Annotated in this window: 15 protein-coding genes and 3 tRNA genes; 8 read left to right on the top strand and 10 right to left on the bottom strand. The window is 39.4% G+C overall.

The window, feature by feature from the left end; translation table 11 throughout:
• The first annotated feature begins 1 nt into the window (after position 1).
• Together AC6JAD_RS14800 and AC6JAD_RS14795 are read left to right on the top strand one after the other, a co-directional pair.
• On the top strand, positions 2-502 hold the full coding sequence (locus tag AC6JAD_RS14800) for a TrmH family RNA methyltransferase (protein WP_461303125.1): 501 nt from the start codon (positions 2-4) through the stop codon (positions 500-502).
• A 14-nt stretch (positions 503-516) separates the two neighbouring features.
• Complete coding sequence (locus AC6JAD_RS14795; RefSeq protein WP_461303124.1) at positions 517-1,680, top strand: THUMP-like domain-containing protein; 1,164 nt, start codon at positions 517-519, stop codon at positions 1,678-1,680.
• A gap of 22 nt (positions 1,681-1,702) precedes the next feature.
• Here the strand turns inward: AC6JAD_RS14795 and AC6JAD_RS14790 are convergent, their stop codons facing one another.
• The 3 genes from AC6JAD_RS14790 to AC6JAD_RS14780 all read right to left on the bottom strand — a co-directional run bounded on the left by AC6JAD_RS14790 (position 1,703) and on the right by AC6JAD_RS14780 (position 3,329).
• Positions 1,703-2,176, bottom strand: coding sequence for a DinB family protein (locus AC6JAD_RS14790; protein ID WP_461303123.1), 474 nt, complete (start codon positions 2,174-2,176; stop codon positions 1,703-1,705).
• A gap of 150 nt (positions 2,177-2,326) precedes the next feature.
• Positions 2,327-3,034: a T9SS type A sorting domain-containing protein gene (locus AC6JAD_RS14785; protein ID WP_461303122.1), complete on the bottom strand. Its 708-nt coding sequence runs from the start codon at positions 3,032-3,034 to the stop codon at positions 2,327-2,329.
• A gap of 221 nt (positions 3,035-3,255) precedes the next feature.
• Positions 3,256-3,329 (bottom strand) — tRNA-Arg (locus AC6JAD_RS14780).
• A gap of 198 nt (positions 3,330-3,527) precedes the next feature.
• On the opposite strand from AC6JAD_RS14780, the gene AC6JAD_RS14775 reads away from it, so the two are divergent.
• From AC6JAD_RS14775 to AC6JAD_RS14765, 3 genes are all read left to right on the top strand, one after another.
• Complete coding sequence (locus AC6JAD_RS14775; protein WP_461303121.1) at positions 3,528-4,277, top strand: AraC family transcriptional regulator; 750 nt, start codon at positions 3,528-3,530, stop codon at positions 4,275-4,277.
• A 58-nt stretch (positions 4,278-4,335) separates the two neighbouring features.
• Complete coding sequence (locus AC6JAD_RS14770) at positions 4,336-5,634, top strand: aspartate aminotransferase family protein (RefSeq protein ID WP_461303120.1); 1,299 nt, start codon at positions 4,336-4,338, stop codon at positions 5,632-5,634.
• Positions 5,635-5,794: 160 nt separating this feature from the next.
• Positions 5,795-5,959 (top strand): Lacal_2735 family protein, encoded by a 165-nt coding sequence (locus tag AC6JAD_RS14765; protein WP_461303119.1) that lies wholly within the window; start codon positions 5,795-5,797, stop codon positions 5,957-5,959.
• 17 nt (positions 5,960-5,976) lie between these two features.
• On the opposite strand, the gene folE is transcribed toward AC6JAD_RS14765, so the two are convergent.
• From folE to AC6JAD_RS14740, 5 genes are all read right to left on the bottom strand, one after another.
• Positions 5,977-6,678, bottom strand: coding sequence for a GTP cyclohydrolase I FolE (folE, locus tag AC6JAD_RS14760; RefSeq protein ID WP_461303118.1), 702 nt, complete (start codon positions 6,676-6,678; stop codon positions 5,977-5,979).
• Positions 6,641-7,051 carry a 6-pyruvoyl trahydropterin synthase family protein gene (locus tag AC6JAD_RS14755; protein ID WP_461303117.1) on the bottom strand — a complete coding sequence of 137 codons (411 nt, stop codon included), beginning with the start codon at positions 7,049-7,051 and terminating at the stop codon, positions 6,641-6,643. The genes folE and AC6JAD_RS14755 overlap by 38 nt, the downstream gene beginning before the upstream one ends.
• 292 nt (positions 7,052-7,343) lie before the next feature.
• Positions 7,344-7,418, bottom strand: a tRNA-Pro gene (locus tag AC6JAD_RS14750).
• A 9-nt stretch (positions 7,419-7,427) separates the two neighbouring features.
• Positions 7,428-7,511: transfer RNA gene (locus AC6JAD_RS14745), tRNA-Ser, on the bottom strand.
• A gap of 238 nt (positions 7,512-7,749) precedes the next feature.
• A complete protein-coding gene (locus tag AC6JAD_RS14740; RefSeq protein WP_461303116.1) occupies positions 7,750-9,015 on the bottom strand; it encodes a hypothetical protein in 1,266 nt (421 codons plus the stop codon).
• Positions 9,016-9,255: 240 nt separating this feature from the next.
• On the opposite strand from AC6JAD_RS14740, the gene AC6JAD_RS14735 reads away from it, so the two are divergent.
• Positions 9,256-10,359 carry a hypothetical protein gene (locus AC6JAD_RS14735; RefSeq protein WP_461303115.1) on the top strand — a complete coding sequence of 368 codons (1,104 nt, stop codon included), beginning with the start codon at positions 9,256-9,258 and terminating at the stop codon, positions 10,357-10,359.
• A gap of 17 nt (positions 10,360-10,376) precedes the next feature.
• Here the strand turns inward: AC6JAD_RS14735 and AC6JAD_RS14730 are convergent, their stop codons facing one another.
• Positions 10,377-10,619: a CDGSH iron-sulfur domain-containing protein gene (locus AC6JAD_RS14730; RefSeq protein WP_461303114.1), complete on the bottom strand. Its 243-nt coding sequence runs from the start codon at positions 10,617-10,619 to the stop codon at positions 10,377-10,379.
• A gap of 4 nt (positions 10,620-10,623) precedes the next feature.
• A complete protein-coding gene (locus AC6JAD_RS14725; protein ID WP_461303113.1) occupies positions 10,624-12,669 on the bottom strand; it encodes an HD family phosphohydrolase in 2,046 nt (681 codons plus the stop codon).
• A 120-nt stretch (positions 12,670-12,789) separates the two neighbouring features.
• On the opposite strand from AC6JAD_RS14725, the gene AC6JAD_RS14720 reads away from it, so the two are divergent.
• Together AC6JAD_RS14720 and AC6JAD_RS14715 are read left to right on the top strand one after the other, a co-directional pair.
• The gene (locus AC6JAD_RS14720; RefSeq protein WP_461303112.1) at positions 12,790-13,968 is read left to right on the top strand and encodes an acetyl-CoA C-acyltransferase; all 1,179 of its coding nucleotides are present in this window, start codon (positions 12,790-12,792) and stop codon (positions 13,966-13,968) included.
• Between the two features lie 24 nt (positions 13,969-13,992).
• Positions 13,993-14,742, top strand: a complete 750-nt coding sequence (locus AC6JAD_RS14715) for a C40 family peptidase (protein WP_461303111.1) — start codon at positions 13,993-13,995, stop codon at positions 14,740-14,742.
• Positions 14,743-14,785 lie beyond the last annotated feature (43 nt).

Below are 14,785 nucleotides of genomic sequence, written 5' to 3'. Positions count from 1 at the left end.
CATGAGCGTGCAACATTCCCATAATACAACTCCATTTTCTGAATCTAAACATCCCATTATCGTTATAGGGAATCAAGTGACCGGTCCGGCAAATATTGGTGGTCTTTTTCGTCTCTGCGATGCTTTTGGGATCGAGAAATTAGTATTGGATAGAGAGATCGACCTTTCCTCTCCCCGTCTTCGAAAAACGGCACGTAATACATTTACGACGGTCAATTATGCATATGTACCTGATCTCACATCCTATATCCCTGAATTGAAATCAAAAGGATATCGCATTCTGGGGCTTGAAATAACATCTACGAGTACTCCCATACAAACGTATAGTAAGGGAGCTAACGAAAAAATTGCCTTGATCATTGGTAGTGAGCAACACGGCATTAGGGAAGACTTATTACAACTTTTAGATACTTGTATTCATATTGAAATGTTTGGAACGAACAGTAGTATGAATGTTACGCAAGCTACTGCCATTGCGCTATTTGAGTTGACCAAAACTTAACGTATTTTCGCAATGTGAACACATTTATCCTAGAAGATAAAGCCCAAGTATTTATTCGCAATTACAAAGGTGACACCACATCCTTGGCATTTAAGGGAAGTCCGTTCACCCATATCACCACAGCCGAACTTATTACACAAATAGAAGGTTTCAGAAAGAGCGAAAAGAAACTTCCCTGTTGGCATAAGACGGAGGGCATCTATTTTCCGAATAAAATTAACCTAGAACAATGCTCTTCTGAAATTACGGCAAAATATAAAGCCTCCCTCCTGTCGGGAGCATCCCTAGCCGATATTACCGGTGGTTTTGGAGTGGATGGATTCTATTTCTCAAAACAATTCAATACATTTTTTCATTTCGAACACGACCAAAACCTTTCCGATATCGCAGCGCACAATTTCAAGGTGCTGGAGGTAGAAAATGCAGAAACCTATTGTGAAGACGGCATAAAGGCTATCGAGAATAGGACGTTCGATGTTATCTATGCAGACCCAGCCCGCAGGCATGCATCCAAGGGCAAGGTATTTTTCCTAAAAGATTGTGAGCCGGATATCGTCCGGGAATTGGATTACCTCATGGAGCGCTGCCAAACCCTATTGCTTAAGACATCGCCTATGTTGGATATTTCGGCGGCATTAGCTGATCTAAAGTTCGTAAAGGATATTCACATTGTTGCGGTTAAGAATGAAGTAAAAGAACTCCTGTGGGTTCTGGATAAACGATGTAAAGGGGAAATACGCATAATTACCCAAAACTTTGACAATTCTGGTTCTCAAGAATTTAGTATTACGATGCAACAGGAGGCTTCCAACCGTTATGATCTCCCGCAGAAATATCTATACGAACCCAATGCTGCATTGATGAAAGCAGGGAATTTGGATGTATTATCAAATTCGTTCGGCATAGGCAAGCTTCATCAGCATAGTCACTTATTTACTTCTAACGAGCTAAAGAACTTCCCTGGACGGGTATTTCAGATTAAGGAGGTGATTCCGTATCAAAAGAAAAACATGGCTGTTTTCAAAAATACCAAGGCCAACGTTACCATACGCAACTTTCCAGAGGATGTAGCTACCCTGCGCAAAAAGTGGCGTATTTCGGATGGTGGGGATGACTATTTGTTCTTTACCACTAATATGAACAATGAAAGAATAGTCCTGAAGTGCCAAAAGGCATGACGGTATTTAGAAATTGAAGTGGCTAGTCATTAGTTCGTAAAATGTGCTTTTTCAACAAAACAATTTGCCCCAAATGATAATGGGTATGTTCTATGATGCCCATTATATTCCTAAAATAGGTTCCATATTTTTCTTTAACAAAGGGAGCCAACAAGGTATCGTTTGGTAACTCCCCTACTAGCTTCGCCAGTTTTTCCGCATCGGTCCAAAACTGATCCAGTAAACGATTCCAATCAGCTTCCGATGAAATATCGGGAATATCGTAACTATATTTATCGTGAATAGTTAGATCCCCTCCTTCAAAAACTGGAATAACCCCATGCACATAATAATTAATGTGAAAGGTGAGCGCTGCAATGGTGTTGAACCCTTCTACCTTATGATTGGCCATTTCCCAAGTAATTCCATCCAACGCATTCTTTAAATTGACCCCGGTCATACTGGAGCCTGAATGCATATCCCTAATTTGCTGCGCTAGTTGTTCCTGAACAGACATATAAATACCATTTTACCCTAAATGTAATTTTAAAATTTGAAATCACGCCCAGTCACATGCAATAACCGCAAGCGTCTATATTGGTCGTAAATCAAAAAATCCCATGAACATCATGGGATTCTCTTGTATTTAGAAAGAATTGTAATCGTTCTATTTCTTAACGAATTTCTGAATCACACTTTGGGTTTCTGTAGATGCTTCTAGAAAATAAACCCCTGAAGGCAAGCCTCCCACGAATAAAGTGTCATCATTATTTGCTTGTTGCATAACCATTTTTCCGTTCAAGTCGAAGACTGAAAACTTCTCAATTCGTGTGTTTGGTACCGCAATTAAAAGCCGCTCAGAAACGGGATTAGGAGTGATCTCTAGCCTAAGAGCACTGATATCTGAAACTGACAGGGTTTGATTGCTATAAAATGCCTGATCACCGTTCACAGCTGTTATAGTGAGTTCTAAATCGCCATTTCCATTGTCTTGGATACTGTATACATAAGGATCACTATTGTTATCCAAATAAATGTCATAGTACTGCTGTTGGAAAATATTGTTATCAGGATCATCGCACATCACGACCGACTGAATAAGCCCTGAAATGGAAAACTCAGGTAAAGTGGTGCTATAACTGGCATTTCCCGCAAGGAAACCACAAACCTGTGTCTGAAAGTCTTGATTAGGAGGGGAAAGATTCTCCAAATCTAAATGTATGTTGTTCACCTCGGCATTATTTGGAGCTGCAATGACTTGCCCATCAACACTGATTTGGGTAAGATACCAAAGATCGTCAAAAAGTCTCTGATCTTGTGCTTGACTTTGCATTGTAATAAAAAGGATGGCTCCAACTAGTAATAACTTTTTCATAGAATTTGTTTAAATATTTTAAAGTGATTCAAACTTATTAAAAATAATTAATGGCGGGCATCTATTTCTGGGATTTAGCCCTCAATAATTGAATTATTGCGGTTTTCATGAATAAGATTATATCAATCTAAGTTCTGAGTGGGTTTCTGTATTGAAAATCCCGTTTTTGTATGCATTAAAAAAGGCAAGCTATATCTTAGCTTGCCTTCTCGATGTATTTGTGATCGCGGCAGGACTCGAACCTGCGACCGTCTGCTTAGAAGGCAGATGCTCTATCCAGCTGAGCTACGCGACCGTTCTAATTTTGGTGGTGCAAATATAAAATTAACTCTATACCCCACAAAGATAATTTATGACATTTTTTATGGTAATGGTAAATATGTATTTCAACACCATAAAATAACCGACCAAACAATTTTATACCCTGTTATGTAATTCCGTGTTGAACCAGATAGGATTTTAAGTACATTTGAATAGAATAACCCATGAAGTCATGGAATGCGCTACTATATATTATGACAAAAAGCACTATTTCCCGATGCACTTACATCCGGATCTCTACACGTTTTCCTATATACTGGGGGGCAGTGCTAATTTAATATGTCAAGGGGCTTCCTTTCGGTTGAAGGCAAATGACTTGGTCATAATACCTCCCTACATGGCGCATCAATCTGAGGTAGAGGATTATTTTTACTACAAAGTGATACGGGTACCCAAATCGCATTCTTTTACAGACCTCCACAATAATAGATGGGGATTAACCATCATACATAATTGTTTTTCCTATAAAGACCATTTCGATGATTGGTTCGAATCCATTAGAACAAACCTAGGCACCCCCAGTCTGTTAAAAGAAGAATATAACGACATTCCGGATGCCTTCAAGCGATTCTTACGACCGAATAAACTTCGTTCCAACAATGCCGAAATTGTATTACGAAAGACATTGGCCCATTTCGAAACACATTATAATCGCCCAATATTAGTGGAAGAACTATCGGATATAACATGTATGAGCGAAAGCCACTTCCAGCGTTTATTCAAAAAAAACATTGGTATTGCCCCTATGCGGTACCTTCTCAACCTCCGAATTGAAAAGGCCAAGGAGTACATAAAAGTAAAGGACAGTTTTTCTGATGTGGCCTATGAGACCGGTTTTTACGATCAGAGTCATTTCAATAAATACTTCAAGATAAACGTGGGAATGATTCCCAAGCGCTATGCCGATCTCATTAAAGAATGATAGAATTTTACAATTTCTAATCACTTAATTGACTGAACTTGCATGAAAATAATACACCATGCACGATTCACATTTAAAAGAGGTCAAAGAAGCCGAGAAGAACTTAATACGCTATTGTGGGGAATTCTCCCCCTTTATTGCAGAAAGAGCCTCAGGAAGCTATATCTATGACAAACAAGGAAATGCTGTTCTGGATTTTACATCTGGACAAATGTGTTCTGTATTTGGACACAATCATCCCAAAATCGTCGAACTATTAGAAAAATCGGGTGATAGAGCGATTCATTTATTGAGCTCTATCCTATCCCCTCCCGTAATTGATTTGGCAAAACAACTTTCGGATGAATTACCCGAAAGCCTTTCAAGAAGCATCTTCGTAAATACGGGATCCGAATCCAATGAAGTGGCTATACGAATGGCCAAGCTAGTAACCGGTGGATTTGAAATCATTGGGTTCTCTGGTTCTTGGCATGGTATGACAGCAGGTGCCCAGTCCTATACCTATTCGAAGACAAGACAGGGGTACGGACCGACTATACCGGGGAGTTTGATGATTCCCGCACCATACGAGTACCGCTGCCCTATCGCGCATTGCAAGGGAAGCTGTGATAATACGTGCCTAGAGGTGGGTATAAAAATGGCAGATCAACAGTCCGTTGGGGAATACGCAGCATTAATTGCAGAGCCATTGCTAAGTGCGGCCGGAATGATAGAATTAAAACCAGGGTATGTAAAGCGCCTGAAAGAACTTTGTGAGGAACGCGGATTGTTGCTCATCTTCGACGAGGCTCAAACAGCATTGGGTAGATTGGGAAAAACATTTGCTTTTGAATGGTATGATGTGGTTCCAGATTTTGTAACCCTTTCCAAAACCCTTGGTGGCGGATTGCCTTTGGCTGCAACAGTTACCACTGCTGAAATAGAAGAAAAATGCCATAAAAATGGTTTTGTCTATATGACATCCCATGTATCGGACCCTTTCTGTGCTTCCATGGGATTAGTGGCTTTCGAAATATTGCATGGTGAAAATCTATCTGAAAATGCCCTGGTTATGGGCGCATACCTGAAAGAACAACTATTGGAATTGCAACAACGACATGAATGTATTGGAGATGTGCGAGGAAAAGGGTTACTATTAGGTGTTGAGATCGTTAAAAACCGAGAGACCAAAGTTCCTGATGATGATTTAGGCATGAACATCTGTGATCGCTGTTTAGAACTAGGTTTAAATATGAACATTGTAAGAATGAAAGGGTATGGCAGCGTTTTTAGAATTGCCCCTCCCCTTACGATAACCAAAGAAGAAATAGATTTGGGTATAAGTATATTGGATCAGGCAATTAAGGAAAGTCTTTAATTCATTCTTACCCTTTTGTTAATCATTAAACCCACTTGCTTAAATACGTAAGTGGGTTTTTTCACGCCTTCACATTTCTTAAAATTTTATTTTGTTTAATATTAACACATAAAGATTAAACATTCTGTATTTTTACCTAAGAATCAAATACAGTACCGATATGTTAGGATTATTCAAAAAGAAAACCAAAAAGGAAAAATTACAAGGTCAATACGAAAAGCTTCTAAAAGATGCCCATAGCCTTTCAACTACCAATAGAAAACTAAGTGATCAAAAGGTATTTGAAGCTGAAGAAATAATGAAACAGATCGAACTTCTGGGGTAGTTACGGCTCTATCTACGCTATTGATTTAAATAGTTCTGAAGTTCTGCAATCTTTTCAGGTCGATTGAAAACGCCTCCATAATAGGAAGTAACAGTTGCGGAAGTATCATCCTTTATTCCCCTGGAAGACACACAAAGGTGCTTTGCGTCTATAATTACGGCCACGTCATCAGTTTCAAGTACAGTTTTCAATTCTTCTGCTATCTGATTGGTTAAACGTTCCTGCACCTGAGGCCTCTTGGCATAATACTGCACAATTCTGTTCAACTTAGATAGACCTATTACTTTTCCTGACGAAATATATGCTAAGTGTGCCTTTCCAATGATGGGTACAAAATGGTGTTCACAATTGGAATAGAATGTAATGTCTTTTTCCACTAACATTTGGTTGTAGCGATATTTGTTATCGAACAGGGCCACTTTTGGCTTATTGGCAGGGTTGAGTCCAGAAAATATTTCTTCTATATACATCTTTGCCACTCGTTTGGGTGTACCTTTTAAAGAATCATCCCTTAGATCCAAGCCCATCACCTCCATAATCTGAGCAAATAGATCGGAAATTCTTTCCTTTTTCTCTTCATCGGATAATAAAAAAGCATCCGGTCTCATTGGGGTTTCCAGCCCCGTGAGGATATGATCATCCCCTATTTCTTCATCAGTGTAACCATTCAGTCCACTACCGTTAATAAGGGTATTCAACAAAGTTTCTTGGTGTTTCATAAAGCTTGATTTTTAAATCTAGGGATGCATCCAAATCTGCACGTAACAAATCATAGATCACACGTGCAATATTCTCTGAAGTAGGATTAAGGTCTACAAACTCGATAGTGTCTAAATTCAGGTTTTTATGATCGAATTTATCCAGAATCCTTTCTTTGATTAGCGTGGACAGCACTTTGGTATCCATTACATATCCTGTTTCAGGATCACACACCCCAATTACTTTCACTTCCAATTCATAGTTATGACCGTGATAATTTGGGTTATTGCATTTACCGAAAACCACCCGGTTCTGTTTATCGGTCCAGTTTTTATTATGCAATCTGTGAGCGGCGTTAAAATGCTCACGACGTACGATAGCCGTTTTGTACATGATTTATGGTTCTTTCAATTTCCTAGCTCTACAAAGTTATTATATTTTTGTTTAACTTATTATTTATTTTGTTAAACAATAATTAAAATTGTTTGCCCTCCTTAAATAAGGAACATAAAAAAAGTCCAACCACTTTCGTGATTGGACTTTTTTAGTCGGGGTGGCAGGATTACCTTCAGTGATCCTGCATAAAAGGTTGTTGCAAATCAAAGTTTTACTTTGATTCAATTCAAACTAAAAAAGTTCTCTTAAGAAAGTAAACTTTCTACGAGAACTTCTTTGCTTTAATTTGTCGGGGTGGCAGGATTCGAACCTGCGACCTCCTGCTCCCAAAGCAGGCGCGATAACCGGGCTACGCTACACCCCGTGCATTTTGCGGAGAGACCGAGACTCGAACTCGGGGAACACTTGCGCGTTCACAGATTAGCAATCTGCTGCATTACCACTCTGCCACCTCTCCGATAGAATCTATGATCGATCCTTTTTAAATGCGGATGCAAATGTAAGTCTATATTGGAAATAACACAAAATATTATCGGAGTTTTTTAACGCAAAAAAACAATCTTTTTTTTCTCATTTGCAATTACCCCAAAATGAAGCTTTTAAACCATGAGTGCATTTTAACTAAATAAAAAAATAATTAGGTAAAAGGGATAAAAATTTCATACAAAATACTTCTTGCTATAGTTTCGGGCCAATCAATCTATTCTAGATCCAAAATCATCATCGAAAACAGTATTTCCATTAGCGTCCTGTAATTTCAAATAATCTATTTCCCCAGCACCCAAAAAGCGAAAACGAATACCAACAACTTCCCCTATGGATTTCGTGTAGGCATGGGAGAAAATGGCGTTGTCATCCATATACACTTCTACCCTTTTGTCCTTTACTGAAATTTTGACGTCCTTAAAATCCGAGAAGTCACTTCCAAAAGCCGACAGGTCATGTTTCTTGCCGTCTAAATAACTATCACTAATCATAACACCCAACTCCGAGACACATCCCGAAATAGAAAACGGTATGATAAAGGCACTTTTTGTACCTACCACTACTATAGACGATTGCTGGCAAACTGCCCATTTATCGCGATAAACATTCCTTAGGGATGTACTCAAGGTGAAACCGTCCCCAGAAATTGAGGGTAGATCATCTAGATAATGAAATGAGGTACCCAATGGTTTTTCACTAGATTTAATTTCTTCCAAAATCCCACTGGAATATGATAGTTTATCCGATTGAATTTCATTGGCCGAAATATACTTAGGTACTGGATCATAATCGATAGTACCCAGCCAACCTTCGCTTTTAATGAATAGACTATGCTCCCTAATTATTTGTCCATCTACCACTAACTTAGCCCTAAAATAGCCAGGATAATAATATTGCCCCGTGGCTTGTTCTTGTTCCTTAGTAATTTGAATGGTTTTAGTGGGATCCCAATACTGCTGAATATAAATACTATCCGATGTTATCCCTGTCAAATTCAAATCGAATACAACAGAATTGGGTAAGCCCAAGGCAATGGGCCTACTTTTAAATTCTATTTTTGAATAATCTGCCGGTAGAACCGGGGGGCTTCCAATCATAGAATAAAGAGAGATGAACAAAATAGTCATTAAAGCCGCAGAACCAACAATTATTCCCAAATTGGGAGAAATCCGCTTTGAGATAAAAGAAGGTTTTTTAATGCTTTCATTATTCTTAAAATCCCTCCAGTTAAGAAAACCTGCAAACTGAGCTAATGTATTTAGGGTGCTTATGCTAGGAGCATTGCTATAACTTACTTTGCCCCAAACTCTTTTTAAAGTAGTTGGACTTAGTAATACTTGGGTTTGTTCTTGGATTTTCTCACTAAGTTCAATAAAAACATCATTGTGCCAAGACTTAGAATCCCCCCAACCCAACTGATCTTCTATTAGGGCCAGGCATTTTTGAACTTGATCGTATTCTTGGTACTTATCCATTACAGCAAAATTCACGAAAAATCCCTTACTGAACAACAATGAACGGAATTGAACCAATTTGTTTCAAATCTATTGGCATCAATAATGAACTTTGTCATAGTACTAATTCTAATTAGGATTGCAGTCTAAATATATTGATCAAATTCATCAATCCTCTCTTATGAGGCGCTTATTTGAGTTTTCTGACAGGTACTAAATTTCTGAATTCCAATTAATAAAAAACAATAAACCACAAAAGCTATGATCAATCTAAGGTTTTTTTCAGTTCTTCTTTGTTTACTACCCAGTTTACTCTCATCCCAGAATATAATTCCCATTGATACCATTAACTGGAAAATAGAGTCGAAAGCACATATTATTGAGGACTATAAGGGCAAAAAAGCGATATACTTACAGGATGGCGCTATGACTTTAAAGAATACCAAGTTCTTAAACGGCACTATCGAATTTGATATATTTCTCAAAGAGGAGCCTGCATTTCCCGGGATATTCTTCAGGTCTAATAATTCAAACTCCGAACATTGGTACATAAGGCCTCATCTTTCGGGTAAGCCAGATGCCAACCAAGCAGCATGTACCACAAACGGTATTACCCCATGGCAACTATACTTTGGTCCAAAATATTCTTTTGCACATGAATATAAATATGACGATTGGACTCATGTAAAACTCGTAGTTAATGGAGACAACGCACAGGTGTTCCTTGATCATAGCGAAGAACCAAATTTATCCTGGAACTTATTCCATGAGCCCAAAAGTGGTGCAATAATCTTTAGAGGGGGAAACTCCACAGGTATGCACCTTGCAGATATAAAAATAGACAGGAACAAGGTTGAGTTACTAAACTTTAAACCCAACGAGAGAAAACCCATTGACAATCTAGTATCTACTTGGGAAGTTTCTACGAAGTTTGAAGAAAAGTACTTGAAACACCCTAATAAAATGGACTCCCTCATCCGGTCTGTAAAATGGAAAGGGGAAATTAAGGTCGAGGAAGGCACGGCTGCCAATATTTCAAGGTTAGTGGAACGCTATAACGACCAACCGGGCAATACGGTTTTTGCTAGAATTGATATTACCTCTGATAGCGATCAATTAAAGCTTCTTGAGTTTGGCTATAGTGATAGAGTGGTCGCAATTTTGAATGGGAAACCTTTGTATTGGGGAAACAATAGATGGCGTTCCCGAGATTATAGGTACCTCGGAACCGTTGGGCTTTTTGATGCGGTGTATCTCGACCTTAAAAAAGGCAAGAACACTTTGTTAATGGCCGTTTCTGAAGATTTTGGAGGCTGGTTGGTTACAGCTAGAATAAAAAACAAAGAAGGAATAAAGATTAAATAAAGAATCCCTAAACGAAGTTACCCGTTATGCGAACCATCGCAATAGGGAGGGTTCTTCGTTTCCTTGCATGTACACAAGTAAGCCGTCCCCGTCTCTTTCGCTTCAAACCTTAGGTTTGGGGAGCCATTATTATCGTTATGACCTCCGTCGCAAAATGGTTGGTTCTCACTGTGACCGCAAGTACACCAAGAGTACTTTCTTCCTTCTTTTAAATCGCACGGTATGGGAGCATCCCCTCCCCTTTTGTTATTGTGTTCCATAGTTTTACTCAGGATATTCTACCCTTAAATGATAGATATTATACAATTTCTTTTTTAATACTTTCTTTATTACCTCTATTTCCTTAAAGGTAATATTTGCATTGATAAACTGCCCCTGCTCCATCTGTTTGGTAATGATGTTCTCTACAAAAGCATCAATCTTGGTCGATGTCGGCTCTTTTAAGCTCTTACTGGCAGCCTCCACGCTATCTGCCATCATCAATATAGCTGTCTCTTTAGAAAAAGGCTTAGGGCCCGGATAACGAAATTCTGCCTCCAAGGCTTCCCCATTCATTTCCTCCTCCTTCTTATAGAAATAATACACTAAACTAGTCCCGTGATGGGTCCTTATGAAATCGATCACCCGATCTGGAAGTTTGTGCTTTCGTGCAATTTCAATCCCCTTAATGACGTGGTCTATAATAACCTTGGCGCTTTCTTTGGGAGCCAATTCATCCAATACATTTACAGCATTGAGTTGATTTTCAGTAAAACTGGAAGCATTAATCAATTTCCCCACATCGTGGTACAAGGCTCCTACCCTAACAAGCATCGCATCTGCCCCAATTTCGTTGGCGGCAGCTTCAGAAAGGTTGGCTACGTTCAAACTATGATGAAAAGTCCCCGGGGCCTTATCTGATAACTCCTTTAGAAGTTTAGAATTCGTATTACTTAGCTCGAGCAAGGATACTTCAGAAACCAAACCGAACACCTTCTCATAAATATAGATAAGTGGAAATGCAAACAGCGTAATTAGCCCGCACAAGATGAAATAAGCGAAATTTTTCCATGCAATGGTATCAATGTTCCCTTCCTGGATTATGAAAAATGCGAAATACCCAACAATATAAATAAGGGTGATCTGACCTACAGAAATAAATAGATTGGCTCTCTTGGATAGTTCTGAAACTGTAAGAATGGTTACGATTCCCGCAATGATCTGGAGGAAAAGAAATTCAAAACTATGCGGAACAATAAACCCTAGCAACAATAACGTAAGGACATGTACGAACAATCCCAGGCGGGCATCGAAAAAGCTCTTCAGAACAATCGGCAATATACACAGCGGAATCACATATATGTACGTTGCGTCGTACTTAACCACCATGGTCGTAGCAAAGACCATTACAATAACATTGAAGAAGATGAAGCTTACCTTGGTATTGTCCCTAAAAATTTCCCTTCGGTACTTGTTGAGGAACAGAAACAGCATAATAAAAACCAATGATACCAAAATGGAATACCCTAAAACCACCCAATAATAATTCTTCTGACTCCAGACATCGCTCTCATATTTTGCCTTCAGGGAATTCAATATCTGAAATTTGTCACCTTCCACCATTTCACCTTTAGCGATGATTCGTTCCCCCTTTTCAATAATTCCCCTGTTAGGGTTAATATCATTGATTTCTTCTTCGACAGAAGTGTTGGTAAGGCGGGCATTGTATGAGACATTGGGCACCATACTCCTATTCAACAATTGTCTCAAAATCCCTTCAATGTCGGTGGCATTTACCAAATTCACCCTAGTTGTAATAGTTTGGGAGAGTTTTTCTTTCTGGAATATATTGGAATACAGTATCTCGGTAACCTCGTTGCCATTCTTTAGATAAATGATTTTATCATTACCAAAAGCATGTACTTCATCAATTACCCCAATGGTGTAGGCCGAAGTAAGTATGCTCATCCCAAGGTTTTGGGCAACTCGCTTAGGAGTGGCATATAGACTGTCCACAAAATTGGATTCGAATAAAGCAATGAAGTTTTGTGCAGCTTCGTTGGAAAGTGATTTGTCTAAATCGAAATATGGGGTGGCATTGGCCCGTATGGTCTCCTCTTCCATTTCAACAGTTGCCTTGTCCTTTTTAATAGTAAAGTTGAATGGGGCATACAGGTTTTCCTCCTGCCAAGGTTTTCCCTTCTGAAAGTCGTACTTGAACTTCCCACCCTTGGGTAAAAGGTATATTACCAAAACCGTAGAAATGAGGTACAAAAAGACCTTATATATCAGGGATTGGTTTTTGGTAAAAAACGAGAAAAATGTCGCCATAAAAATTCTTGCTGTAGTAAAGGTATAAATATCACTTCATTTATCCCAAGTACCTGCTACCAAAGATCAATAATTGAATTTAAATCCGTAATTTCGCGTACCGTTAAAACAGATAATTCCATGAGCAAAAAAGTTGTAATTGTAGCCTCCGCAAGAACTCCGATTGGCAGTTTTATGGGAAGTCTTTCTTCCTTAACCGCAGCCCAATTGGGAAGCACTGCTATTAAAGGCGCTTTAGATAAGATTAACCTAGACCCTAAACTAGTTGAAGAGGTCTTTATGGGAAATGTTGTACAAGCTGGTGTTGGCCAGGCTCCTGCCCGACAAGCAGCGCTTGGTGCTGGTATTCCCGACACTGTTCCTTGTACCACAGTGAACAAAGTATGCGCTTCCGGAATGAAAGCCGTGATGCATGCTGCCCAGACCATCGCTCTAGGTGATGCAGATATCGTGGTTGCCGGTGGAATGGAAAGCATGAGTAATATCCCGCATTATGTGCACATGCGTAATGGAAAAAAATTTGGTCCCGCCTCTATGGAAGATGGTATGCAGAAAGATGGACTTGTAGATGCTTATGATAAAAATGCCATGGGTGTTTGTGCAGATGCCTGTGCTACAGAATATGATTTCTCTAGGGAAGATCAGGATGCATTTGCGATTCAGTCCTATGAAAGATCTGCAAAGGCCTGGAGTGAAGGTAAATTTGCGGATGAAGTTGTCGCTGTAAGCGTTCCACAAAGAAGAGGGGAACCCCTTCTGATTTCTGAAGATGAAGAATACAAGAACGTGAAAATGGAAAAAATCCCGGCATTGCGTCCTGCTTTTACAAAAGAAGGTACCGTAACAGCCGCCAATGCATCTACCATTAACGATGGTGCTGGTGCTATGATCCTTATGAGTGAGGAAAAGGCAAATGAACTGGGCTTAACCCCGTTGGCAAGCATTAAAAGTTATGCAGATGCGGCCCAAGAACCCAAGTGGTTTACTACCGCACCTGCGAAAGCCCTACCCAAGGCGCTTGCCAAGGCAGGAATTACCCAAGATGATGTAGATTTCTATGAATTCAATGAGGCATTCGCAGTAGTTGGTTTGGCAAATATGAAAATCCTAGGCTTGAACGACACCAATGTAAATGTTAATGGTGGTGCAGTATCCTTGGGACATCCTCTGGGTTGCAGTGGGGTTCGTATCCTCATAACCCTACTAAGTGTATTACAACAAAACAATGGTAAAATTGGTGCTGCAGCTATCTGTAATGGTGGTGGTGGGGCTTCTGCCATGGTGATAGAGCGAAATTAATAGCTCGTCGTTTAGCTGCGCTGCATGAAATACGGAATTTGTCCCCTTAGTATTGTCCCTTTACGGGCCGAAGCAAGTGACCCAAGCGAATTGGTGAACCAAGTGCTTTATGGGGAAATCTTAAAAATTCTGGAAAGTCGAAAAAAATGGAGTCGTGTAAGACTTCAACATGATTCGTATGAAGGTTGGATAGACAACAAACAGTTTCAGTTCATAACAGAAGAGGAGTATAAGAACTTGGCATCAAAAGAACTTGTTATCTCTGGTGACCTAGTAGATTTTATTACTACCGAAAACAAGGAATTGTTGTCCATTCCAATGGGAAGTAGTTTGCAAGCCCTAGAATTTCTTCAACATTCGTTCGAAGGTAAAATGGTATCAGGGAAAACCGAAAAAAAACATCTAGTAGATACTGCCCTTCTCTACTTAAATAGCCCTTATCTTTGGGGAGGAAGGACCCCTTTTGGTATTGACTGCAGCGGATTTACGCAAATGGTCTATAAATTGAATGGCCATTCCTTACTTCGTGATGCAAGTCAGCAAGCCACCCAAGGTGAAGCATTAAGTTTTATTGAAGAAAGCGAACCGGGCGATTTGGCGTTTTTCGATAATGCAGAAGGAGCCATTGTTCATGTAGGCATAATTATGGAGGATAATTATATAATTCATGCCCATGGAAAGGTTCGTATAGACAGACTTGATCATACTGGTATTTTCAATTATGAACAGAGAACACATACCCACAAGTTACGGGTGATTAAACGAATCCTATAACCTCTTTATATACATAACAAAAAACCACCTCGATTGAGGTGGT

Source organism: Aureisphaera sp., assembly GCF_059726885.1.
Note: the sequence above shows the minus strand (reverse complement) of the source record. Positions and strands in the feature narration are given on the sequence as shown.